The organism is Actinomadura bangladeshensis (assembly GCF_004348335.1).
GTDB classification, from domain to species: Bacteria; Actinomycetota; Actinomycetes; order Streptosporangiales; family Streptosporangiaceae; genus Spirillospora; species Spirillospora bangladeshensis.
In genome coordinates, this window is record NZ_SMJW01000032.1 from 22517 (window position 1) to 45003 (window position 22487).

Consider the following 22487-nt stretch of genomic DNA (forward strand, 5'->3'; position numbering starts at 1 on the left):
GCGTGTGGTGCCGGGCGGCGGGGGTACGTGCGCCGCATGGCCCTGAAGCATCCGCACGGCACCGGGAGCGGCCGCCGCGACCTGGACGTCAACCCGATCTTCAGCCGCGAGCCGCTGACGATCCCCCGCGACGAGCTGCCCGCCGGGGAGCTGGACCCGGGCACCGCCTACCAGGTCGTCCACGACGAGCTGATGCTGGACGGGAACGCGCGGCTCAACCTCGCCACGTTCGTGTCGACGTGGGCCGAGCCGGAGGCGGCCCTGCTGATGGCCGAGTCCGCCGACAAGAACATGATCGACAAGGACGAGTACCCGCGCACCGCCGAACTGGAGATGCGCTGCGTGCACATGCTCGCCCGGCTGTGGCACGCCCCGGACCCGCGCCGCGCGGTCGGCTGCTCGACCACCGGGTCCAGCGAGGCGGCGATGCTCGGCGGGCTGGCGCTCAAGCGGCGCTGGCAGCGGCGGCGGCGCGCCGCGGGCGGGCCGGCGGACCGGCCGAACATCGTCATGGGCGTCAACGTGCAGATCTGCTGGGAGAAGTTCGCGAACTACTTCGAGGTCGAGCCCCGCTACGTGCCGATGGAGGGCGACCGCTTCCACCTCGGCGCGCGGGAGGCCGTCGAGCTGTGCGACGAGAACACCATCGGGGTCGTCGCCGTCCTCGGGTCGACGTTCGACGGGAGCTACGAGCCGGTCGCGGAGATCGCCGCCGCGCTCGACGACCTGGAGCGGCGCACCGGCCTGGACGTGCCGGTCCACGTGGACGGCGCGTCCGGCGCGATGGTGGCGCCGTTCCTCGACCCGGACCTCGTCTGGGACTTCCAGTTGCCGCGCGTCGCGTCCATCAACACCTCCGGGCACAAGTACGGGCTGGTCATGCCGGGCGTGGGGTGGGCGCTGTGGCGGGACGAGGAGGCCCTGCCCGAGGACCTGGTCTTCCGGGTGAACTACCTCGGCGGCGACATGCCGACGTTCGCGCTGAACTTCTCCCGCCCCGGCGCGCAGGTCGTCGCCCAGTACTACAACTTCCTGCGGCTCGGCTTCGACGGGTTCCGCCGCGTCCAGCGGACGTGCCGGGACGTCGCGACGGGGCTGGCGTCCGAGATCGGCCGGCTCGGCCCGTTCGAGCCGCTCACCGACGGCGGCGACATCCCGGTGTTCGCGTTCCGGGTGCGGGAGGACGTCCGCGCCTTCACGGTGTTCGACGTGTCGGCGGCGCTGCGCGAGGCGGGCTGGCTCGTACCCGCCTACACCTTCCCCGAGAACCGCACCGACCTCGCCGTCCTGCGCGTGGTGGTGCGCAACGGGTTCGGGCACGACCTCGCCGACCTGTTCCTGGACGACCTCCGCCGCGCCCTGCCCCGGCTGGAGGCCCAGCGGGAGCCGAGGCGGGGCGCGGACGGCACGACCGGTTTCGCGCACGGCGCCGAACCCAAGGGGACGCCGGCGGCGAAGCTGTCCTGAGGGGCGGCCCCGGGGTCAGCGGGGCGCGCGGGGCAGGCCGAGGCCGATCATCGCGATCAGCTCGCGCTGGATCTCGTTGACGCCGCCGCCGAACGTGAGCACGAGCGCGCCCTTGGCGAGCCGGTCGAGCGAGGCGATGAAGTCGGCGGTCTCCGGGTCGCCGGGGTCGCCGTAGCGGGCGAGGACGTCGCCGACGATGCGGCCGACCTCCTGCATCCGCTCCGAGGAGTAGATCTTCGTGGCGGACGCGTCGGCGGCGCCGAGCCAGCCGAGGTCCTGGTTCGCGGCGACCTGCCAGTTGAGGATCTCGTTGACGCGCAGGTAGGCGTGCACCTGGGCGAGCGCGCGGCGGACGGCGGGCTCCTCGATGAGCGGGCGCCCGTCGCGTCCGGGGGTCTCGCGCGCCCAGCGCTCGAACCGGATGCGGGTGTGCCCGATGTTGCCGGCCGGGCCGAGCGTGACCCGCTCGTGGTTGAGCTGGTTGACGATGAGGTCCCAGCCCTTGTTCTCCTCGCCGATGAGCATGTCCGCCGGGACGCGGACGTCCTGGAAGTAGGTCGAGTTGGTGTGGTGCGCGCCGTCCATCGTGATGATCGGCGTCCAGGAGAAGCCCGGGTCCTCGCAGTCGACGATGAACATCGAGATGCCCTTGTGCTTCTTCGCGGACGGGTCGGTGCGCGCCGCGAGCCACACGTAGTCGGCGTAGTGCGCGCCGGACGTGAAGATCTTCTGGCCGTTCACGACGTAGTGGTCGCCGTCCTTCACCGCGGTCGTGCGCAGCGCCGCGAGGTCGGTGCCGGCGCCGGGCTCGCTGTAGCCGATCGCGAAGTGGCACTCCCCCGCGAGGATGCGCGGGATGAAGAACTCCTTGTGCGCGTCCGACCCGTACTGCAGGATCGTCGGCGCGACCGAGTTCAGCGTGATCAGCGGGTAGGTGACCTCGGCGCGGGCGATCTCGTTCGCGAAGATCGTCTGCTCGACCGGGCCGTAGCCGCGGCCGCCGTACTCCTTCGGCAGCGCGACGCCGAGCATCCCGTCGCGGCCGAGCCGCCGGCAGTGCTCCATGTAGGCGGTGCCGAACGGGTCGGCGGCGATCGCGGCGCGCTGGTCGGCGGTCAGGCAGTTCTCGAAGTACTCGCGCAGCTCGGCGCGGAGCCTCTTCTGCTCGCCGGTCAGGTCGATGAACATTCAGGCCTCCTGGGCGATGAGCGCGCCGAGCGCGTCGAGCCGGTCTTCCGCGCCGCCGAGCAGGTGGCCGCAGTGCTTGCCCCAGGCGAAGTACCGGTGCAGCGGGTAGGTGACGTCCAGGCCGATGCCGCCGTGCAGGTGCTGGCAGGTGTAGAGGGCCTGGATGACGGGGCCGCACGCGTTGTAGGACGCGACGGTGAGGACCTCCTCGGCGTCGTCCGCGCCCTGCGCGAGCCGCCACACGCCCGCCCAGACGGCGACGTCCAGCGCGCGCTTGGCGATGTAGACGTCGCCGATCTGCATCGTGACGGCCTGGAACTGCGCGAGCGCCCGGTCGAACTGCTCGCGGGTCTTGGTGTACTCCTTCGTCAGCTCCAGCGCGCCCTCGATGACGCCGGAGGAGATCGCGACGGCGCCGGCGACGGCCGAGCGGCGGAGGGTGTCCCAGGCGGCGCCGTCGGCGGTCCCGCCGAGGAGCGCGCCGGCGCCGACCCGCGTGCCGTCCAGCGCGACGCGCGACAGCGGCTCGCTCGTCGCCGACGGCTGCCCGGTGATCGCCGCGGCGCCGGGCTCGACGAGGAAGACCCCGACGCCCTCGCCCTCGACCCGCGCGGGGACGAGGATCAGCGACGCCTCGCGCGCGTACGGGACGAACGTCTTCACGCCGTCGAGGACGTAGCCGCCGCCGTCCCGGCGGGCCGTCGCGGCGACCTCGCCTGCGGGGCCGACCTCGCGGTAGGCGCCGGTCAGGATCGTCGCGCCCTCGGTGAGCGGGGCGAGCAGGGCGCGCTGCTCCGGCGTGCCGTGCGCGCCGATCGCGACGGCCGCGAGCGCGAGCGAGGCGTACACCGGGACGGGCGCGGCGTGCCGCCCGACCTCGCGCAGGATCACCGCCAGCTCGACCGGGCCGAGCCCGGCGCCGCCGGCGTCCTCGGGCAGGACGATGCCGAGCAGGCCCGCCTGCGCGAGCGCCTTCCACGCCACGTCGTCATAGGGGGCGCCGCTCTTCTCGAACGCCTCCAGCCGCTCCTGCGCGGCCTCGCGCGCGAGCACTCCGGCGGCGAGGCCCTTGATCTCTTGCTGGGTCTCGTCGAGGTTGAAGTCCACTCATCCGCTCCCTTCCAGGAGGTGCAGCCGGCCGCACCGCTCTAACTCGGCCCGCAGGCGGGCGGCGTCCTCGGCGGTCATCCGGCGGTAGGCGAGGTCGCGTCCCGGCCGCCACCACACCGGGTCTTCGGTGCGCCGGCCGTCCTTGGCCAGCCGGCGCTTGAGGAAGATCAGCATCAGCAGCGCGGCGGGCCCGATCGCCGAGGTGTCCGGCAGCGGGGCCCCGAGCAGGAAGACCGGCTCCGGCAGGTTGTCGAGGAGGACGCCCACGTGGACGGGCCGTTCCGCGCCCCTCCGGTCCGCCATCCAGGCGGCGCGGACGGCGCATTCGGCGACGACCTCGCGCCACGTCCAGGCGCGGCCGTCGTCGGCGGAGCGCAGCCCCGGCCGGTCGTCCCCGGCCCGCGCCTCCAGCAGTGCCGCGACGCTCAGCATGACCACCTCCCGGACGCGCCCACGGCGAAAAAGTAGAACAGATTCTAGTCTGTGTCCAGAGGCCTGATCGTTGTGATCCACCTGGTCCTTACCCTGCTGGGGCACGGCGGATCGAGCGAACCGGGGACCGCACGCGCACGGCCGCAGTCGGCCGATCAGATAACACGTTCTCGCGAGGCTGTACGCTGGAGGGCGACGCGTCGGGCGACCGAGCCCGCACAGAAGGGATGACGACCGTGACCGCAGAGCCGACAGTGACCGGGGACGGAACCCGGGGTCAGCCGGCGGGACAGGCGGCCGGCCCCGCGAGCGGGCAGGGCGTGCGCTCCCGCAGCCAGCACCAGCGGCGCAAGCGTATCGTCCAGGCGGCCGCGGCGCTCGCGTCGCGCGGCGGGATCGAGGCGATGCAGATGCGCACCGTCTCCGAACGGGCCGGGGTCGCGCTCGGCACGCTCTACCGCTACTTCCCGTCCAAGATGGACCTGGTCGTCGCCGTCGTCAGCGAGGAGATCGACCTCCTCGAAGGCAGCATCGAGCGACGCCCGCCCCGCGGCGGCGCCGCCCCCGAGCGCGCGGTCGAGGTGCTGATGCGCGCCACCCGCGGCCTCATGCGCGAGCCCGAGCTGGCCGAGGCGCTGATCCGCTCGCTGCTGCTGTCGGACGTCAAGACCGACTTCGGCGAGCGGATGAGCGAGCTGCTGCTGCGCGCCGCGTCCGGCCCGCCGGAGGACATCCCCGCCGGCGACCCGCGCCGCCTCGCGGCCCGCGCGCTGTCCGGCATCTGGACCATGGAGATGATCGAGATGCTGCGCGGCAACGCCACCGCCGAGGAGATCCAGTCCCGGCTGGAGGTCACCGCCGCCCGCCTGCTCATCGATCCCTGACCGTCGCCGGACCGTTCCCCTGTGTCGCGGCCCCGTTCCCCACTAGCCTTGGACCCCGACAGGAGCCGGCGAGAAGAAGGTGTGCCAGTGACCGAGCAGGAACCGATCCTGAGCGACGGGGTCATCATCGAGTTCATCGATGGCAAGGACGTCCCCGTCCAGCACAAGGACTTCGGTGAGCGGGCCGTCGTGATGCGCGACGCGAAGAACCCCGAGGGCCCGATCCTCTACTTCACCGAGGCCGAGTGGGACGCCTTCATCGCGGGCGTCAAGGACGGCGAGTTCGACGACCTCCTGGAAGAGGACCCGACCGAGGCCCCCTGACCCGTGCACGAGAACGCCCCCGGCCTCCCACCGGGGGCGTTCTCGTGCCACGGCGGCAGGCCGGGGCCCTTGCGGTCACGGATGGGACGGCTGCACCACCAGGCGGCCCGGCCGGTAGCGGATGAAGGCCGAGGCGTCCAGGGAGAGGGACGCGGCGGCCCTATTCAGGGACTCGGCGCTCGTGCCGGGCCAGTGGCCGGTCTCGACGCGCTTCTCCAGGGCCTGGAGGGACGCCACGTACTCGGACGCCGTGAAGTTGCAGTGGCCGGTGCGGTGCACATAGGACTGGCGCAGGAGGCGGGTGCGTCCGGCGGCGCGGACGGACCTGGCGTACTCGTTCTCGTGCTCGACCGGGACGAGCTGGTCGGAGACCGTGTGGACGGTCAGGGTCGGGACGGCGAGGCGCCCGGTGGGCTCGGAGGTGCGCGTCATCCAGGCGAGGGGGCCCGGTTCGACCTGCTTCGCGGCCGTCGCGGTGAGCGTGGATAGGTCGGCCTTCAGGCTCAGGCCCGCGTCCTCGTAGAGGGCGTTGACCTGGCGCAGGTTGGCGGACGTCCGGAGCAGGCGCGAGTAGTCCAGGCCCCTGTTCCACGCGCTGTCGCCGCCGGCGGCCTGGTCGATGGAGTACCGGCCGCCGAAGATGAAGCCGAGGACGCCGGAGGTCAGCCACCGGTACTGCTGCACCTCCTGGGCGGCGTAGTCGTGGCGGGGCGGTGCGGTGTCGCCGTCGAACCAGGAGGACTGGTTGAGGAAGGCGGAGGCGAGCGCGATGCGGGCGCGGCCGGCGGGGGTGGCCTGGGCGTCCTGCACGGCCAGGGTGAGCTGGGCGCCGGCGACCGCGCCTTCGACGGGCGAGGTGTAGTCGGTGAGCTTGATGTCCTGGGACGGGGCGAGCAGGGTCGCGATGGCGTGGCCCGCGTTGAGCTGGTAGTTGTTCAGGTCGGCGCCGCCGCCGACGATGCCGCAGGTGGTGAGGGCGCCGTCCACGGCGCGGGTCTCGGCGAGTTTGGCGCTGACGAGGCCGCCCATGGACTGGCCGAGCGCGAGGGTGCGGCGGGGCCGGCCGATGATCCGCGAGACGGCCGCGCCGGTGCCGATCTGGTCGCGGACGGCGCTGCCGAGCGCCCAGAGGGAGCCGTCCGGGTCGTAGGACGAGCCGGCGAGCGCGTAGCCGCGGTCGAGCAGGGCCTTCCCGGCGGCGTCGCTCGGGCGGTTCGCGGGGCTGAGCGGTCCGAACCCGTGGCTGAACAGGATGAGCGTGCCGTTCCAGCGGGCGGGGACGTCCGCGATCCAGGTCGCGCCGTCGGGGAGCGTCCCGGTGTAGTGCGCGGGATCCGCGGACGCGTGGGCGGTGGCGGGTGCGAGAGCCAATGGCGCCGCCAGGACGGCGGCGAGGATACCTGCCTGGAGTCGTGTCATGGGGGTCCTCCCGGGCCGGATTTCAGAATGCACAAGTCACGGGCGTCAGGATTTTGTCGAGCATTGCGGCCTGCCGATGCGCCTCGGGATGGGCGGAGTGCTCAGAATGTAGGCAGGTTTCTGGCGACGGTCAATACTCTGCCTAATGTTGGGTGAGGGCGGTGTAGCGGGCGGCCAGTTCCTTGGCGCCGTCCGGGGTCATGTCGCCCAGGAGGCGGAGGCGGGCGATGCCGCCGTCCGGGTGGATGTCCAGCCGGACGTGGGTCACCTCGGGCGTCGTCAGGCGGAACCGGTGCCGGGTGTCGGGCAGGAGGCCGGTGCGCGGCAGGAGGGGGCGCCAGGCGTCGAGCGGGGCGGTGCGGGCGTCGAGGCCCTGCAGCGCCGCGGCGGCGGGCGCGTTGAACTTCAGGTTCGCGGTGTCGATCTCGGCGAGCCGGATCACGCCGGGGGCGGCCAGCCGGATCACCGCCCAGTCGTGGCCGCCGTCGCGGCGGCGGGCCGTCTCCCAGCCTTCGGCCTGGTTGCGGGCGAGGCCGGGGAACAGCATGTTGTCGGGCGAGGAGTAGAACATGTCCGAGCACTCGATGACGCGGGCGCCGTTCTCCAGGGCGGCCAGGTCGACCGTCAGGCCGGCCAGGACGCGCGGGTCGGGGACCACCTCGCCGTGGACGCGGAGCCGGGCGATGCCGCCGTCCGGGACCATGTTCAGCCGGACGTGGGTGAACCGGCGTTCCGCCCGGGTCGGGAAGAGATGCGCCGTATCGCCCCTCAACGGGCTTTCCGGGACGATCTCCACCCAGTCGGCGCCGGAGAGGTCGGACGGGTAGCCGTCCACTGCGCAGGCCTCGACGGACGCGCGGGGCGGGTAGTTCCCCTTGAACCAGGCGGTGTCGATCACGACGCCGCGGACGACGCCGGGCAGGCCGAGCCTGACCAGCGCCCAGTCGTGGCCGCCGGCGCGGCGCCGGGCGGTCTCCCAGCCGTCGTACACCTGGCCCTTCGGCCCGAAGGTCCCCGGCGCGAACGCCGGCGCCCACGGGTTGATGAGGTTCTCCTTCTCGGCGAAGGACTCGTCGCTCGCGGCGATGACCGAGCCGCCGAGGGTGCGGACGGCCAGGTCGGGCAGGGACGTGAACTCGGTCATCTCGCCTCCCGCGCGAGGAGCCGTCCGGCGGGCCGCTCCCCGGCGGGGACGCCGCGCAGCCACGTGGTCTCGACCGCCCCCGCCAGCGTCCGGCCCGCGTAGGGCGTGACGGGATGCCGGTGGTGGAGGGCCGCCGGGTCGACGGTCAGGGTCGCGTCCGGGGCGAAGGCGACCAGGTCGGCGTCGTTGCCGACGACGATGCCGCCCTTGCCGGGGACGCCGGCCAGGGCGGCGGGCGCCTCGGACATCCACCGGACGACGTCGTCCAGGCCGTGCCCGCGTTCACGCGCGGCCGTCCACACCACCGGCAGCCCCAGTTGGAGTGACGAGATGCCGCCCCACGCGGTCGCGAAGTCGCCGCGCTTCAGTTCGGGTGTGCAGGGCGAGTGATCGGTGACGACGCACGAGATCACGCCGGAGGCGAGCCCCTCCCAGAGCCGGTCGCGGTTGGCCGCGTCACGAATGGGCGGGCAGCATTTGAACGCGGTCGCCGGTGAGCGCAGCGAAGCAAGCGGCTCCGGCGACCGCACCCCGGGGATCTGGGGGTCGCCCCCCAGATAAGCACCGCTGGCATCTTCGGCGCTGAGGGTCAGGTAGTGGGGGCATGTTTCGGCGGTGATGGGGAGGCCGTCCGCCTGGGCCTTCGCGAGGACGTCCAGGCAGTCGGCGGCGGACAGGTGCAGGATGTGGGCGCGCACGCCCGTTTCCTCCGCCAGCCGGACGACCTGCTCGACGGCGCGGCGCTCGGCGGACGGGGGCCGCGACGCGAGGAACTCCGGGTACCCGCCGCCGGTGGGCGCGCTCAGCGCGGCCGGGTCCTCGGCGTGCACGATGACCAGCCCGCCGAACGAGGCGATCTCCCGGAACGCCTCCCTCATCTCGCCGTAGGGCAGCGGCGGGAACTCCGGGACACCGGAGTCGGACGTGAAGCACTTGAACCCGAAGACGCCGAGGTCGTGCAGCGGGCGCAGCTCGGCCCGGTTGCCGGGGACCGCCCCGCCCCAGAAGCCGACGTCGACGGCGCACGCGCCCTCGGCGGCCTCCCGCTTGGCGGCCAGCGCGGCCGGGCCGACGGTCGGGGGCAGGGAGTTGAGCGGCATGTCGATGAGCGTGGTCACGCCGCCCGCCGCGGCGGCGCGGGTCGCGGTGGCGAAGCCCTCCCATTCGGTGCGGCCGGGCTCGTTGATGTGGACGTGGGTGTCGACGAGGCCGGGGAGCAGCGCCACGTCGCCGAGGTCGACCGAGGCGGTCGCGGGCCTGTCATCGGAGTAGCCGGAGATCGCGGTGATGCGTCCGTCCCGGATGGAGACGGCGGCGGGGTGCTCGCCGTCCGGCAGCACGGTCCGGCGCGATCTGATCAGGAGGTCGTCCACCCGAACTCCTCCGCCGACGGGCCCTGCGGGACGTATTCGAGGGAGATCCGGCCGCCGTAGCCGATCTCGTCGAGGACGGCGAAGACGCGGTCGAAGTCGATGGCGCCCGTGCCGGGACGCCCGCGGCCGGGCGCGTCCGCGATCTGGACGTGGCCGATGTCGGCGGCGTGCTCCCGCGCGGCCTTCTCCAGGTCGTCGCCGTTGGTCGCCAGGTGGAACGTGTCGAACAGGAACCGGACGTTCTCGGCTCCCGCCGCCCGGACGCGTCCCAGCACCTCGGCGGCGTCGGCCGCGGTCTCCAGCGGGTAGGCGCCGTTGAGGCCGCGCGCCAGCGGCTCGACCAGCAGCGTGCCGCCCAGCTCGCCGACCCGCCCGGCGGCGTGGACGAGGTTCGCGGTCGCGACCCGGTCCTGCTCGGCCGGGTCGGCGCCGTCCAGCCGCTGCCCGTAGAGCGCGTTGAACGACCGGGTGCCCAGCCGCTCGGCGATCCGGACCAGCACGTCGAGGCCGCGGCGGAACTCCTCGATGCGGGACGGGTCGGACAGCACGCCCCGCTCCCCCGCCGCCATGTCCCCCGCGTACAGGTTGAGCGCGATGAGCCGCACGCCGGCGTCCTCGACCGCCCGGCAGAACGCGTCCACGCCGGACCCGGACGGCACCGGCTCGCCGTTCCACGGCCACCAGAACTCCACCTCCCCGAACCCGGCCGCCCGCGCCGCCGCCGGGCGCTCCAGCGGCGGGAACTCGGTGAACAGGATCGAGCAGTTGACCGCGAACCGCCGGGTCACGGGACGTCCCGGACGATGTGCTCGGGCCGGACCGGGACGCGGGTGAGGGGGCGCCCCGTCGCGTTCCGGATGGCGGCCACGATGGCGGGCGTGGACGACAGGGTCGGCGGTTCGCCCGCGCCGCGCAGGCCGTACGGCGCCTCCGGGTCGGGGTTCTCCAGGATGTCCAGTCGCATGGGCGGCATGTCCAGGATGGTAGGGATCAGGTAGTCGGTGAACGACGGGTTCCGGACGAGCCCGTCCGCCACCACGATCTCCTCCATCACGGCGAGGCCGAGCCCCTGCGCGGAGCCGCCGTGGATCTGGCCCTCCAGCGACAGGCGGTTGATGATCCTGCCGACGTCCTGGACGGCGGCCAGCTCGACGACCTTGACGAGGCCGAGGTCCACGTCCACGTCGACGACGGCCCGGTGGACGCACAGCGCGAGCTGGGTGTGGCTGCGGCCCTGCCCGGTGGCCGGGTCCATGCGGGCGGTGGGCCGGTGGTGGTACTCGCGGGTCTCCTCGATCACCTCGGAGCCGAGGACGTCCTCGATGGTGCCGAGCACGCCGTCCCCCCGCGAGACGATCTTGCCGCCGGCCACGTTCAGGTCGTGTCGTCGCAGGCTGCGCTCCGCGAGCGCGAGGAGCTCGGCGCGCACCGCCTCGCAGGCGGCCTTCACCGCGCCGCCCGTCATGTACGTCTGGCGGGACGCGCTGGACGAGCCCGCGTCGCCGACCCCGTTGTCCGCCGGGGCGATCACGACCTTCTGGACGCCGAGCTCCGTCCGCGCGACCTGCGCCTGGACGGTGACGAGCCCCTGCCCGACCTCGGCCGCCGCCGTGTGGACGAGCGCGGTCGCCTCGCCGCCGATGACCTCCAGCCGGACCCGGGCCGTGGACAGGTCGTCGAAGCCCTCGGAGAAGCAGATGTTCTTGATGCCGACGCCGTAGCCGACGCCGCGCACGACGCCCTCCCCGTGCGTCGTCTGCGACACCCCGCCCGGCAGGTTGCGGAGGTCGGTCGTGTCGGGGCCGGCGGGCATCGGCATCGCCTCCAGCCGCGCCAGCATCGCGGCGAGCGGCGCCGGCGACTCGATGACCTGGCCCGTCGCGAGCTTCGATCCCTGCGAGACGGCGTTGCGGCGGCGGATCTCGACCGGGCCGAGACCGCACGCTTCGCCCAGCTCGTCCATCATCGACTCGTAGGCGAAGCACGCTTGCACGGCGCCGAACCCGCGCATCGCCCCGCACGGCGGGTTGTTGGTGTAGACGCCGTACCCGTCGATCCTGATGTTGGGGATCTCGTACGGCCCGACGCCGAGCGACGCCGCGTTGCCGACCACGTTCATGGTGGACGAGGTGTACGCGCCGCCGTCCAGGATGATCTCGACGTCGGCGTAGAGGAGGCGGCCGTCCGACGTGGCGCCGTACTCGTACCGCATCTGGGCGGGATGCCGGTGGACGTGCCCGAAGAACGACTCGTACCGGTTGTACGACATCTTCACCGGCCGGCCGGTGTGCAGCGCGAGCATGCCCGCGTGGATCTGCATCGACAGGTCCTCGCGCCCGCCGAACGCGCCGCCGACGCCCGCGAGCGTCATGTGCACCCGGTCCTCGGTGAGGCCCAGGCAGGGCGCGATCTGCTTGAGGTCGTTGTGGATCCACTGCGTCGAGACGTAGAGGTCGATGCCGCCGTCCTCGGACGGGACGGCCAGCCCCGCCTCGGGCCCGAGGAACGCCTGGTCCTGGATGCCGACCTCGTACTCCCCCGAGACGACCACGTCGGCGGCGGCCTTCGCGGCGTCCACGTCCCCGACCCGGACGGGCTGGTACCGGGTGATGCCGCCCCGGTCCTGGACCTTCAGCCGCTCCGGGTCGGCGATCACGGCGCGCGGGTCGGTGATCGGTTCGAGGACCTCGTAGCCGACGGCGATCCGCTCCATCGCGCGGCGCGCCGTCTCCGGGTGGTCGGCGGCGACCAGCGCGACCGGCTCGCCCTGGTGCCGGACCTGGTCGATCGCGAGGACGGGCTGGTCCTCGGTGTGGTCGATGCCGAACACCTTGCGGCCCGGCACGTCCTCGTGGGTGAGAACGGCGCGGACGCCGGGCAGTGCCAGCGCAGGCCCGATGTCGATCGACCGGATCAGCGCCCGGGGGTGCGGGCTGCGGAGCGTCGCGCCCCACAGCATCCCGTCCATCCACAGGTCGGACGCGTACGCGAACTCGCCCGCGACCTTGAGCGTCCCGTCCGGGCGCAGCGGGCTCTCCCCGACCCCGCCGATGCCGGGCGCGGCGACATGACCGGGGCTCTTCACCGGCGACGCCCGGTCCAGCGGCGCTGCCATCAGAGCACCTCCTCCGCGAGCCGCATGAGGCGGCGGTGGGCGGCGGCGCCGCGCCGCGCGGCCTCGTCCTGCGGGACGGTGACGAGCGCGTCGCCGTCCACGACGGTGCGCCCGCCGACGAGGAGGCGCTCCAGCGGCGGCACCGGGCCGAACGCGAACGCGACGACGGGGTCGTCGATCGCCGCCTGGAAGCCGTCCATCCGCCACAGCGCGATGTCGGCGAGCTTGCCGGGTTCGAGGGAGCCGATCTCGTCCTCGCGGCCGAGGCAGCGGGCGCCGCCGAGCGTCGCCATCTCCAGCGCCTGCCGGGCGCTGAGCGACGCCGGGCCGTAGCGGGCGCGCTGCATGTAGAGGGCCTGCCGCAACTCCCCGGCGAGCGGGACGAGTTCCGCGGACGCCGACCCGTCCACCCCGAGGCCGACCGGCGCGCCCTCCGCGAGCAGGTCCGACACGCGGGCGATCCCGGCGCCGAGGCGCGCGTTCGAACTCGGGCAGTGCGCGGTGCCGGTGCGGGTCTCGGCCAGCCGCTTGACGTCGGTGTCGTGGAGGTGGACGCAGTGCGCGAGCCACACGTCCGGGCCGAGCCAGCCGATCGAGTCCATGTACTCGGCCGGCGTCATCCCGAACTGCTCGCGGGTGTGCTCCTCCTCGTCCAGCGTCTCCGCGAGATGGGTGTGCAGCCGGACGCCCTTGTCGCGCGCCAGCCGCGCCGACTCCACCAGCAGGTCGCGGGTGACGGAGAACGGCGAGCAGGGCGCGACGGCGACGCGCAGCATCGAGCCGGGCGAGGGGTCGTGGTACCGGTCGATCGCGTCCGCGGTCGCGGCGAGGATCGTGTCGAGGTCCTCGACGACCTCGTCCGGCGGGAGGCCGCCCTGCGACTCGCCGCGGTCCATCGAGCCCCGGCACGGGTGGAAGCGGACGCCGATCTCGCGCGCCGCCTCGATCTCCGCCGCGAACAGGTCGCCGCGCCCGCTCGGGAACAGGTAGTGGTGGTCGGTGGACGTCGTGCAGCCCGACTTGGCGAGCCAGCCCAGGCCGGCGGTCGCCGCGCCCGCGACCACCTCGGCGTCCATCTTCGCCCACGGCTTGTAGAGGGTGCTCAGCCATTCGAAGAGGGTGCCGTCGGTGACCATGCCCTGGCTGGCCCACTGGTACAGGTGGTGGTGGGTGTTGACCAGGCCGGGGGTCGCGAGGCAGCCGCGGGCGTCGACACGTTCGGGGTCGCCCGCGGGGGCGGGGCCGGGGCCGACGGCCGTGATGCGGTCGCCGTCGACGACGATGTGGCCGCCGGGGTACTCGTCCCCGGCGACGGTGACGACGTGCGCGTTCTCGATGATCATGTGGCGGCCCTCCGGCGGGCGGCGAGGCGCACCGCGTCCAGGATCTTCTCGTAGCCGGTGCAGCGGCACAGGTTGCCGGCGAGCGCCTCGCGGATCTCGGCGTCCGCCGGCGCCGGGTTCCGGGCGAGCAGGTCGTGCGACTGGACGATCAGGCCGGGCGTGCAGAACCCGCACTGGACGGCGCCCGCCTCCACGAACGCCTCCTGGACGGGATCGAGCCGCTCCGCACCGGGCGGCCCCTCGGCGAGGCCCTCGACGGTGACGACGTCCCGGCCCTCGGCCTGGCCCGCCGCGACCAGGCACGCGCACACCGGAACGCCGTCCAGGTAGACGGTGCACGACCCGCATTCGCCCTGTTCGCAGGCGTTCTTGGAGCCGGGGAGGCCCATCCGCTCACGCAGCATGTAGAGGAGGCTCTCGCCCTCCCACACGTCGTCCACGGCTTCGGCGGAACCGTTCACGGTCACGTTCACGCGCATCAGGACGCCCTCCTTCCGGACGTTCCGGTCCTGTAGTCGTCCCATGCCCAGGCCAGCGTGCGGCGCGCCATCACCGACAGCGCGTGCCTGCGGTAGCCGCCCGTTCCCCGGACGTCGTCGATCGGGGACGCGGCCTCCCCGACCAGGTCCGCGAAGCGCCGGACGGCGGTGTCGGCGAGCGGGCCGCGGCCGTCCCAGTCGAGTTCGTGGGAGATGAACGTCTCGGCCTCCGCCGCGCGGCGCGGGGTCGGCGCGGCGGAGCCGAGGCCCGTGCCGACGCGGCGCTCCTCCGGGTGGAGCGCGAGCGCGAACGAGCAGACGGCGATCACCATCGCGTTCCTGGTGCCGATCTTGGAGAAGTACTGGGGGCCGGTCGCGGGGACCGTCCAGAACGCGCGGATCAGCTCGTCCGGCGCGAGCGCGTTCTTCTTGACGCCGGTGAAGAAGTCGGCGGCCCGGATCATCCGCACGCCGCGCGCGGCCGACTCGGCCTCGATGACCGCGTCCCCGGCCAGCAGCGGCGGGTGGGCGTCCCCGGCGGGCGACGCGGCGCCGAGGTTGCCGCCGACCGTGCCCCGGTTGCGGATCTGCGGCGAGCCGACCGTCCGGGACGCCTGCGCGAGGCCCGGCAGCTGCTCGCCCAGCTCGGTGATGAGGCGCGCGTAGGGGACGCCGGCGCCGACGCGGAGGCGCCCGTCCGCCATGTCCCATTCGGCGAGCGCGGCGATCCCGGTGAGGTCGAGCAGCGCCTCGGGCCGGTCCCGGTCGAAGTTCATCTCGACCATGACGTCGGTGCCGCCCTGGACGGGCCGCGCGCCCGGCCGCTCCGCCTTGGCGCCGAGCGCGTCCTGCCAGCTCGCGGGTCGGAGGAAGTCCATGTCTGCAGAGTCCTCAGTTCCAGGCGGACGGTGCGTCCGGCGCGTCGTCGGTGCGGACGGTGCCCTCGATCAGCCCGTACGGGCGGTCCGCCGCGAAGTAGACCTCGTCGTCGTTCTTCAGGCCGAACGGCTCCAGATCGACCAGGAAGTGGTGCTTGTTGGGCATCGACAGCCTGACCTCGCAGATCTCGCCGCGTTCGGCCAGGACGCGGCGTCCCATCTGGAAGAGCGTCTGCTGGAGCGACAGGCTGTGCGTCTCGGCGAACGCCCTGAGGAGGGCGTCGCGGGCGGCGCGGTACGAGTCGTCCCAAGGCGCTTCCGTCGTTCTGTGCCGCCATTGAGCGGTCACGGCCGTCGCGAGGATGCGGTCGTCGGTCGGTTCGAGCGTCGTGTACTCGTCCTGCGCGAAGCCGTGGAACTCGCTGCCGGTCGAGTTCAGGACGACCAGGTCGGTGAGGCCGGACACGACCGTCTCCCCCTCCGCGCCGCCGTGGACCAGCGCCGTCCTGACCTCGCCGCCGTCCCGGACGAACGAGTGCCCGCCCGTGATCCGGCTCCAGCCGTACTCGTGGATCTCGACGCGGGCGTGGGTGACCGCGGGCTGCGCGGCGACGAAGTGCCGGGCGAGCAGCAGCCCGAAGTCCTCGATCGCGCCGATGCCGTGCTTCTTGGCGAACGCGAACACGGTGTTCTTCTGGCTGTCGGTCGGCAGGACGGCCGCGTTGTCGCCGGTCAGGTGCACGTCGTGCATCGCGCCGGAGAGGGAGACGCTGACGTTGACGTCCTTGAGCCGGTGCGTGCCGCCGTCGCGGGTCACCCGGACGACGCGGGTCTCCGCCTTCCCGTAGCGGTTGGGTCCGAGCACGATGGCCATCGCCGCTAGCTCCCCCGGTAGGTCGAGTACGCGAACGGGCTGATCAGCAGCGGGACGTGGTAGTGGCGTCCGGGATCGTCGATCGTGAAGGCCACGGTGACCTCGGGGTAGAAGTCCGACAGGCCGGCCGTCTCGAACGTCAGCCGGTGCACGCCCCTTCCGGGTTCCGCGCCCCACTCCCTGATCCGGCCGTCGGCGTCGGTCCGGGCCTCGGCCAGCGTCGTCCAGCCGTCGCCGTCCCCGCCTCCGGCGCCGCCGCGCCGGTCCAGCCGGACGGCCACGCCCGCGGCCGGCAGCCCCTTCGCCGCGTCCAGCACGTGCGTCGACAGGCTCATCCGCCGTTCTCCCTCGCCAGTCTCGCCAGCCGCAGGTCGACGATCGCGGCCAGCTCCCTCCGGACGACGTCCCGTTCGGTCTCCACGTCATTCCCCAGCCGCTCCCGAAGATCCGCGAGCATCTCCAGGCCCGACCGGCCGGACGCGCAGATCAGGAACACATGCCCGAAACGCTCCCCGTAAGCCCGGTTGCCCGCGGCGAGCGCGTCCCTCAGCTCCGTCGCCGCGCCGTCCATCCCGGACTGCTCGCCCCGCGACCAGCCGGCCTCCCGGCCCTCCCCCCGGGCCCGCTCGCCGATGCGCGGGTGCGCCGCGAGCGCCTCCTCGACGTCGGGCCAGTCCAGTTCGTCCAGCACGCGCCTCGACGCGGCCCGCAGCGCGTCGGGGTCGCCGTGCCCGGAGACGGCCGCGGCCCAGCGGCGGGACGCGCAGCACGCCAGGAGATCGGCCTCGCTCAGCTCCACATCTGCCAGTACACACACGCCACGGCGAGCGGGTCGAGCCACAGGACGTCCGAACTGTGATCCCGGTCACGCACGTCCTTTTGTAGCTTTCTCCATATGAGGCTGCGTTCCCTGCTCGCGATGCCGGAGCTGCGGCTGGAGGTCGTGACCGGCGCGGACGAGCTGGACCGCACGATCCGCTGGGTGGTCACGACCGATCTGCTGGATCCGGGCCGATACCTGCGCGGACGGGAGCTCGTGCTGACCGGGCTCGTCTGGCGGACCGGCCCCGCCGACTCCGAGGCGTTCGTGCGGGCCCTCGCCGAGGCGGGCGTCTCGGGCCTCGCCGCCTGGGACCTCACGCTCGGCGCCATCCCGGACGACCTCGTCGACGCCTGCCGGCGGCACCGGCTCCCGCTGTTCAAGGTGCCGGAGGACGTGGCGTTCGCGACCGTCACCGAGGAGGTCGTCCGGTACCTGTCCGGCGCGCGCGCCGCCGACCTGGCCGCCGTGCTGGACCGGCACCGCCGCCTCGTCGAGGGCACCGGGCTCGGCGCCGTGCTGGACCTGGTCGGGCACTGCCACGTGCTCGCCCCGACCGGGCGCGTCGTCGCGGGCCCGGCCCCGGCCGATCCGGCCGCCCTCGCCCGCGCCTTCCTCACCGCGCCCCGGCTGCCGCACCACGAGCCCGCGCTCGGCGCGTCGCTGTTCCCGGTCGCCGGCGGCGGCACGCCCCGCGTCGCGGACTGGTTCATCGCCTTCGAGGGCGACGCCGCCGACTGGCCCGCCGAGCGCCGCGCGCTCACCGCCGAGCTCACCGCGATCGTCGCGCTGGAGCGGGCCCGCCGCGACGCGCCGGCCGCCGCAGACGCCGGGCTGCTGGTCGGCGGGGACGCCGGGCGGCTCGGCCTGCCCGATCGGCCGCACGTCGCGGTGGCGGCGTCCGGCCGGGGCGGGCTCCGGCCGGGCGAGGTGCGGACGGTCCTCGCCGAGATCCTCCCGCTCCGGGTGGACGCCCTGCTGGACGACGAGGTGCTCGGGCTCGTCCCGGCCGCCGGGCGCGACGTCGCCGCCGACCTCCAGGAGGCCCTCGGCCTCCTCGCCCCCGGCCTGGCGGACGGCGGTCTCGCGGTCGGCGTCAGCGACGCGGCCGAGAGCGCCGAGCTGCGCGGCGCCGTCGAAGAGGCCCGCCATGCCCGCCGCCTCGCCGCCACCCGCCCCGCACCCGTGTGCGTCGTCCGGCACGACGAACTGGCCACCCACGTGCTCCTGCTGGCGAGCGTCCCCGAGGACGTCCGCCGGATCTTCCAGGTGCGGCTCCTGGACCCGCTGCACGACTACGACAGGATCCACGGCGCCGGCCTCGTCCGCACCCTGGAGACGTTCCTGCGGAACTCCGGCTCCTGGACGCGGTGCGCCGAGCAGCTGCACCTGCACGTCAACTCCGTCCGGTACCGGATCCAGCGCATCGAGGACCTGACCGGCCGCGACCTGTCCCGGCTGGAGGACCGGGTCGACTTCTTCCTCGCGCTCCGCCTGGCCGGAAGCTGACGGGTTCGCGCCGAATTCTCCACTGCACGATCATGTCTATGTAATGCTGTGCACGGAGACGGACCTCTCCGTCACGATCGGTGCGAGAAGGCGAGGAGCGGCGTGGAGCCCTTGGGCGCGGATGACCCCCGGCAGATCGGGCCCTTCCGGATCACGGCACGGCTGGGGCGGGGCACCGTGGGGGAGGTGTTCCTCGGCCGCTCCCCCGGCGGCCGGCCGGTCGCGGTCAAGGTCGTCCTGCCCGGACCGGCCGCAGACGAGACGTTCCGGCGCCGCTTCCGCGCGGAGGTCGACGCCGCCCGCCGCGTGCAGGGGCTGCACACGTCCCCGGTGGTGGACGCCGATCTCGACGCCGACCGGCCCTGGCTGGCCACCGCCTACATCCCCGGCCCGTCTCTGCGGGAGGCGGTGTCCGCGCACGGCCCGCTGCCCGCCGGGACGGTCCACGCCCTGTGCGCCGGGCTCGCCGAGGGGCTGTCGGCGGTGCACCGCGCCGGCCTGGTGCACGCCGACGTCAAGCCGGGCAACGTCCTGCTGGCGTCCGGCGGCCCGCACCTCGTCGACTTCGGCATCGCCCGGGCGGTCGAGGACGCCGGCACCCTGGCGTCCGTGCGGATCGGCGACCCCGGCTTCACCGCGCCGGAGCAGATCCGCGGCGACGAGCCCGTCCCCGCCTCCGACGTGTTCTCCCTCGGCTGCGTCCTCGCCTACGCGGCCACCGGACGCCACCCCTTCGGGGCGGGGCCGCCCGACGAGGTCGTCCACCGCATGGCGCACGGGGAGCCCGACCTCGGCGGCGTCCCCGAGCCGCTCGCCGGCGTGATCCGGGCCTGCCTGGCCAAGGACCCCGCCGCGCGGCCGGCGCCGGCCGCCCTCCTCGGGGCGGCGCCCGCGCCGGGCCCGTGGCTCCCGCCCGCCGTCGCGGCCATGGCCGAGCAGCGCGAGCACCCGCTCGCCGCCGGCGGCGGGGCGCGGCCGTGGCGGCGCCGGGGCCTGCTGGCGGCCGCCGGCGCGGCGGCCGTGGTGGCGGTCGCGGCGGTGACCGCGGTCGTGCTCACGTCCGGCTCGGGCGACGGCCCGGCCGCGGCCGCGGGCGGCGGCCCGAAGAGCGCCGCCCGGCTCGACCCGGTGGCGAGCATCGAGACGGGCACCGCGGAGAGCCTGCGGGACGTCGTCTACAGCCCCGACGGCGCCTACCTCGTGGGCGTGTTCCGGGAGGACCTCAGGGTGTGGGACGCGAAGACCCACGCACCGGTGACCACCCTGTCCGCGGGCAAGGGCGTCCTCCCGAAGAGCGTCGCCGTCAGCCGGGACGGCCTGGTCGCCATGGGATACATGGTGCCGATGCAGATGACGTCGGACGGCCTCGAAACGGGCCGCGGCGGAGCCAAGGTCTGGGACCTGCGGTCGGGCCGCACGGTCGCCGACGTCACGTTCAAATCGTCCGAGCGCACCGACCTCTTCGTCATGGACGGGCTGGCGTTCAGCCCCGACGGCCGCTACCTGGCGGGCTCCGGGTCCGGTAAAGGGGAGGGCGCCGGGAAGGTGCCCCTGTGGGACGTCAGGACGGAGAAGCTGCTGCACACCTTCGTCGTCGATGCGTCCGGGGCCGGCAGCACCGCCGCCGTCCACAGCGTCGCCTTCGGCCCGGACGGCAAGACCCTCGCCGCCGGGTACGGGGACGGGAACCTCGGCGGCGGCGTCGCCCTGTTCGACGTCGCGTCCCGCTCCCCCGCCGGCACCCTGCCGCTCGACAAGGCCGACGCCTTCGGCGTCTCCGGTCTCGGCTTCACCCCGGACGGCGGAACCCTCACCGGGTCCTTCGGCGGCGTCGGTGTCTGGGACGTGGCGGCCAAGAAGACGACCGCGTCCCTCGCCGGCTACGACTCCGGTTTCCAGTCGATGGCCCTCAGCCCGGACGGGCGGACCCTGGCCGCAGGACGCGGCGCCCGCGAGGGCGGCGGCGCGGTCACCGTGTGGGACGTGCCCTCCGGGCGGCGGCTCCTGTCGGTGTCCATGGGACGCTCCGGCGTGGGCGGCGTCGCCTTCGCCCCGGACGGCCGCACGATCGCCACCGCCACCGACGACGCCCAGTTGAACGACGTCGTCAAGATCTGGAAGCTCGCCCGGTGAAGCCCCTCGGCCCCGGAGACGTCCCGCAGGCCGGCCCCTACCGGCTGCTCGGCCGGCTCGGCCGCGGCGGCATGGGCGAGGTCTTCCTCGGCCGCTCCCCCGGCGGCCGGCTCGTCGCCGTCAAGGTCGTGGCCCCCGACCTCGCGTCCGACGACGACTTCCGGCGCCGGTTCGTCGAGGAGGTCGAGGCGGCGAGCAGGGTCGGCGGCTTCTACACCGCGCAGGTCGTCGACGCCGATCCGGGCGCCGACCGCCCCTGGCTGGTCACCGCCTACATCCCGGGCCCGTCGCTGCAGCAGGCGGTCGCCGAGCACGGGCCGCTGCCGTACCAGGCGGTCCAGGTCCTCGGGTCCGGGCTCGCCGAGGGGCTGCTGGCCGTCCACCGCGCCGGGCTGGTGCACCGCGACCTCAAACCCGGCAACGTCCTGCTCGCCGACGACGGGCCCCGCGTCATCGACTTCGGCATCGCCCGCGCGCTGGACGCCGCGCAGAAGTCCACCGCGGTGATCGGCACGCCCGGGTTCATGTCGCCCGAGCAGGCGCGGGGCCGCGCGGCCGGGCCGGAGTCCGACGTCTTCTCGCTCGGCTGCGTGCTCGCCTACGCCGCCACCGGGGAGGGCCCCTACGGGCGGGGGCGGCCCGCGGTCGTCGTCTACCGGATCATCCACGAGGAGCCGGACCTGTCCCGGCTGCCCGAGCAGCTCCGGCCGGTCGTCGCCGCGTGCCTGTCCAAGGACCCGGCCGCGCGTCCCCCGGTCGGCGACGTCCTGGCGCGCTTCGCGCCGGCCGCCGACGAGGGGCACTGGCTGCCGGAGCGGGTCAGCGCGATGATCACCGAGCGGAAGGCCGCCGTGCCGCCGTCCGGCGACCGGCCGGGGCCGTGGACGCCCGCTCCGCCGTACCCGGCCACCGGCCCCACGCGCGTCGAGACCCGTCCCGTCGTGTCCCGGGCGTCCGGGTGGGCGCGTCCCCGGGTGCTCCTGCCCGCCGCCGTCGGCACCGTGGTCCTCACCGCCGCCCTCACCTGGGGAGTGATCGCCCTGACCGGCGACAACGAGCCGGGCGCCCGGGCCGCCGGGGGGACGCCGGCGGCGGGCGGCGCGTCGCAGGACCCCTGCGACGTGATCGACCAGAGCATCATCCGGGAGAACCAGCTCATCTCCACCGGCGTGCGGGGCGGCTATGAGAACGCCGCGGAGAACGTCGACACCTGCGAGTGGCGGACCGCCCAGTACGGCGCCGACGCGGATTTCCGGCTGACCCTGATGTACTCCCCGGAACCCGTGCGCCTCTTCCAGACCGAGCTGACCGACGCCGAGCACGACAAGCTGACCGGGCTCCCCGGCATGCGGGCGTACGGCAGCGACGACGAGAGCGCCTGCCAGGTCACGTGGGAGAACGAGGGCTCGGCCACCCGGGTGAGCACGATCGCCACCGGCCGGGCGGGCAGCACGGCCGATGTGTGCTGGATGGCGGCGGAACTGGCCCGATCGGTGGCCTCCAAGGTGCCGTGACGCGGCGGGCGGCGGCGGTGGCCGCGCTCAGGAGGTGTGGCGGAGCAGGGCCGGGACGACCGTGTCCCAGGTGCGGCGCGGAAGCCCGCCGCCCGTGCGGGGCAGGACCAGCAGTTCGGCCTTGGGGATCTCGGCGGCCAGGGCCTCGGCATTGCCGACGGGGAAGAACGGGTCGTCCTCGCCGTGGACGACGAGAGTCGTGGCGGTGAGGGCGGGGAGGCGTTCGCGCCAGCGGGGGCCGCAGTCCAGGGCGGCGAACTGGACGCCCATCTGGTCGACGCGGTGGGTCGCGCCGTCGCTCGGGCGGGTGCGGTCGTGGACGCGCTCGATGTCCGCGCGCGCCTCCTCCTCGTCGAAGTCCCGGCCGCCCATGTGCCGGGCGTTGGCCACCTGGAACGCGACGATGGACTCGCGGTCCGTCCAGTCCACCCGCGGCGGGCTCATGAAGTGCTCCATGAGCTCGGGCGCGTGGTCGGGGAGG

Annotated in this window: 21 protein-coding genes; 6 read left to right on the top strand and 15 right to left on the bottom strand. The window is 74.1% G+C overall.

The window, feature by feature from the left end; genetic code table 11:
* Positions 1-36 precede the first annotated feature (36 nt).
* On the top strand, positions 37-1467 hold the full coding sequence (gene gad, locus E1284_RS09055) for a glutamate decarboxylase (RefSeq protein ID WP_131938567.1): 1431 nt from the start codon (positions 37-39) through the stop codon (positions 1465-1467).
* Between the two features lie 15 nt (positions 1468-1482).
* On the opposite strand, the gene E1284_RS09060 is transcribed toward gad, so the two are convergent.
* The 3 genes from E1284_RS09060 to E1284_RS09070 are packed head-to-tail and all read right to left on the bottom strand — an operon-like array spanning position 1483 to position 4197.
* Positions 1483-2655 carry an acyl-CoA dehydrogenase family protein gene (locus E1284_RS09060; protein ID WP_131938568.1) on the bottom strand — a complete coding sequence of 391 codons (1173 nt, stop codon included), beginning with the start codon at positions 2653-2655 and terminating at the stop codon, positions 1483-1485.
* On the bottom strand, positions 2656-3762 hold the full coding sequence (locus tag E1284_RS09065; protein WP_131938569.1) for an acyl-CoA dehydrogenase family protein: 1107 nt from the start codon (positions 3760-3762) through the stop codon (positions 2656-2658). It abuts the gene before it with no gap.
* Positions 3763-4197: a hypothetical protein gene (locus E1284_RS09070; protein ID WP_131938570.1), complete on the bottom strand. Its 435-nt coding sequence runs from the start codon at positions 4195-4197 to the stop codon at positions 3763-3765.
* Between the two features lie 236 nt (positions 4198-4433).
* Here E1284_RS09070 and E1284_RS09075 point away from each other — a divergent pair, with 236 nt between their 5' ends.
* Positions 4434-5081, top strand: a complete 648-nt coding sequence (locus tag E1284_RS09075) for a TetR family transcriptional regulator (RefSeq protein ID WP_424923478.1) — start codon at positions 4434-4436, stop codon at positions 5079-5081.
* An 87-nt stretch (positions 5082-5168) separates the two neighbouring features.
* On the top strand, positions 5169-5405 hold the full coding sequence (locus tag E1284_RS42410; RefSeq protein WP_067633630.1) for a DUF397 domain-containing protein: 237 nt from the start codon (positions 5169-5171) through the stop codon (positions 5403-5405).
* 75 nt (positions 5406-5480) lie between these two features.
* Here the strand turns inward: E1284_RS42410 and E1284_RS09085 are convergent, their stop codons facing one another.
* The 11 genes from E1284_RS09085 to uraD all read right to left on the bottom strand — a co-directional run bounded on the left by E1284_RS09085 (position 5481) and on the right by uraD (position 16829).
* On the bottom strand, positions 5481-6824 hold the full coding sequence (locus tag E1284_RS09085) for an alpha/beta fold hydrolase (protein ID WP_131938572.1): 1344 nt from the start codon (positions 6822-6824) through the stop codon (positions 5481-5483).
* 142 nt (positions 6825-6966) lie between these two features.
* Positions 6967-7968: an allantoicase gene (gene alc, locus E1284_RS09090; protein ID WP_131938573.1), complete on the bottom strand. Its 1002-nt coding sequence runs from the start codon at positions 7966-7968 to the stop codon at positions 6967-6969.
* Positions 7965-9341 (bottom strand): amidohydrolase family protein, encoded by a 1377-nt coding sequence (locus E1284_RS09095; protein WP_131938574.1) that lies wholly within the window; start codon positions 9339-9341, stop codon positions 7965-7967. Before E1284_RS09095 ends, alc begins: the two co-directional genes overlap by 4 nt.
* Positions 9326-10129, bottom strand: coding sequence for a hydroxypyruvate isomerase family protein (locus E1284_RS09100; protein ID WP_131938575.1), 804 nt, complete (start codon positions 10127-10129; stop codon positions 9326-9328). Before E1284_RS09100 ends, E1284_RS09095 begins: the two co-directional genes overlap by 16 nt.
* Complete coding sequence (locus tag E1284_RS09105) at positions 10126-12456, bottom strand: molybdopterin cofactor-binding domain-containing protein (RefSeq protein ID WP_207923647.1); 2331 nt, start codon at positions 12454-12456, stop codon at positions 10126-10128. The genes E1284_RS09100 and E1284_RS09105 overlap by 4 nt, the downstream gene beginning before the upstream one ends.
* Positions 12456-13799 carry an 8-oxoguanine deaminase gene (locus tag E1284_RS09110; protein WP_207923648.1) on the bottom strand — a complete coding sequence of 448 codons (1344 nt, stop codon included), beginning with the start codon at positions 13797-13799 and terminating at the stop codon, positions 12456-12458. The genes E1284_RS09105 and E1284_RS09110 overlap by 1 nt, the downstream gene beginning before the upstream one ends.
* The gene (locus E1284_RS09115; RefSeq protein ID WP_131938576.1) at positions 13796-14278 is read right to left on the bottom strand and encodes a (2Fe-2S)-binding protein; all 483 of its coding nucleotides are present in this window, start codon (positions 14276-14278) and stop codon (positions 13796-13798) included. The genes E1284_RS09110 and E1284_RS09115 overlap by 4 nt, the downstream gene beginning before the upstream one ends.
* Positions 14278-15156, bottom strand: coding sequence for an FAD binding domain-containing protein (locus tag E1284_RS09120; protein ID WP_131938577.1), 879 nt, complete (start codon positions 15154-15156; stop codon positions 14278-14280). Before E1284_RS09120 ends, E1284_RS09115 begins: the two co-directional genes overlap by 1 nt.
* Positions 15157-15169: 13 nt before the next feature.
* Positions 15170-16030, bottom strand: a complete 861-nt coding sequence (gene pucL / locus E1284_RS09125; protein ID WP_131938578.1) for a factor-independent urate hydroxylase — start codon at positions 16028-16030, stop codon at positions 15170-15172.
* 5 nt (positions 16031-16035) lie between these two features.
* Positions 16036-16365, bottom strand: a complete 330-nt coding sequence (gene uraH, locus E1284_RS09130; protein ID WP_131938579.1) for a hydroxyisourate hydrolase — start codon at positions 16363-16365, stop codon at positions 16036-16038.
* Positions 16362-16829 (bottom strand): 2-oxo-4-hydroxy-4-carboxy-5-ureidoimidazoline decarboxylase, encoded by a 468-nt coding sequence (gene uraD, locus E1284_RS09135; RefSeq protein WP_243714355.1) that lies wholly within the window; start codon positions 16827-16829, stop codon positions 16362-16364. Before uraD ends, uraH begins: the two co-directional genes overlap by 4 nt.
* A 96-nt stretch (positions 16830-16925) precedes the next feature.
* On the opposite strand from uraD, the gene E1284_RS09140 reads away from it, so the two are divergent.
* The 3 genes from E1284_RS09140 to E1284_RS42995 all read left to right on the top strand — a co-directional run bounded on the left by E1284_RS09140 (position 16926) and on the right by E1284_RS42995 (position 22006).
* Positions 16926-18359 carry a PucR family transcriptional regulator gene (locus E1284_RS09140; RefSeq protein WP_131938581.1) on the top strand — a complete coding sequence of 478 codons (1434 nt, stop codon included), beginning with the start codon at positions 16926-16928 and terminating at the stop codon, positions 18357-18359.
* A 102-nt stretch (positions 18360-18461) separates the two neighbouring features.
* Entirely contained in the window at positions 18462-20492 is a 2031-nt protein-coding gene (locus E1284_RS09145) for a WD40 repeat domain-containing serine/threonine protein kinase (protein WP_165965186.1), read from the top strand.
* Positions 20489-22006 (top strand): serine/threonine-protein kinase, encoded by a 1518-nt coding sequence (locus E1284_RS42995; RefSeq protein WP_243714356.1) that lies wholly within the window; start codon positions 20489-20491, stop codon positions 22004-22006. The genes E1284_RS09145 and E1284_RS42995 overlap by 4 nt, the downstream gene beginning before the upstream one ends.
* Positions 22007-22033: 27 nt before the next feature.
* Here E1284_RS42995 and E1284_RS42415 read toward each other — a convergent pair.
* On the bottom strand, positions 22034-22487 hold a 454-nt coding region (locus tag E1284_RS42415), incomplete at its 5' end, for an alpha/beta fold hydrolase (RefSeq protein ID WP_207923649.1).

Excerpts from the sequence above, each read along its gene's own strand:
- alc (WP_131938573.1), bottom strand. The coding sequence starts at position 7,968 with ATGACCGAGTTCACGTCCCTGCCCGACCTGGCCGTCCGCACCCTCGGC.
- E1284_RS09085 (WP_131938572.1), bottom strand. The coding sequence starts at position 6,824 with ATGACACGACTCCAGGCAGGTATCCTCGCCGCCGTCCTGGCGGCGCCA.
- gad (WP_131938567.1), top strand. The coding sequence starts at position 37 with ATGGCCCTGAAGCATCCGCACGGCACCGGGAGCGGCCGCCGCGACCTG.
- E1284_RS09115 (WP_131938576.1), bottom strand. The coding sequence starts at position 14,278 with ATGCGCGTGAACGTGACCGTGAACGGTTCCGCCGAAGCCGTGGACGAC.
- E1284_RS09060 (WP_131938568.1), bottom strand. The coding sequence starts at position 2,655 with ATGTTCATCGACCTGACCGGCGAGCAGAAGAGGCTCCGCGCCGAGCTG.
- uraH (WP_131938579.1), bottom strand. The coding sequence starts at position 16,365 with ATGAGCCTGTCGACGCACGTGCTGGACGCGGCGAAGGGGCTGCCGGCC.
- E1284_RS09110 (WP_207923648.1), bottom strand. The coding sequence starts at position 13,799 with ATGATCATCGAGAACGCGCACGTCGTCACCGTCGCCGGGGACGAGTAC.
- E1284_RS09105 (WP_207923647.1), bottom strand. The coding sequence starts at position 12,456 with ATGGCAGCGCCGCTGGACCGGGCGTCGCCGGTGAAGAGCCCCGGTCAT.
- E1284_RS09140 (WP_131938581.1), top strand. The coding sequence starts at position 16,926 with ATGAGGCTGCGTTCCCTGCTCGCGATGCCGGAGCTGCGGCTGGAGGTC.
- E1284_RS09120 (WP_131938577.1), bottom strand. The coding sequence starts at position 15,156 with ATGGACTTCCTCCGACCCGCGAGCTGGCAGGACGCGCTCGGCGCCAAG.
- E1284_RS09070 (WP_131938570.1), bottom strand. The coding sequence starts at position 4,197 with ATGCTGAGCGTCGCGGCACTGCTGGAGGCGCGGGCCGGGGACGACCGG.
- pucL (WP_131938578.1), bottom strand. The coding sequence starts at position 16,030 with ATGGCCATCGTGCTCGGACCCAACCGCTACGGGAAGGCGGAGACCCGC.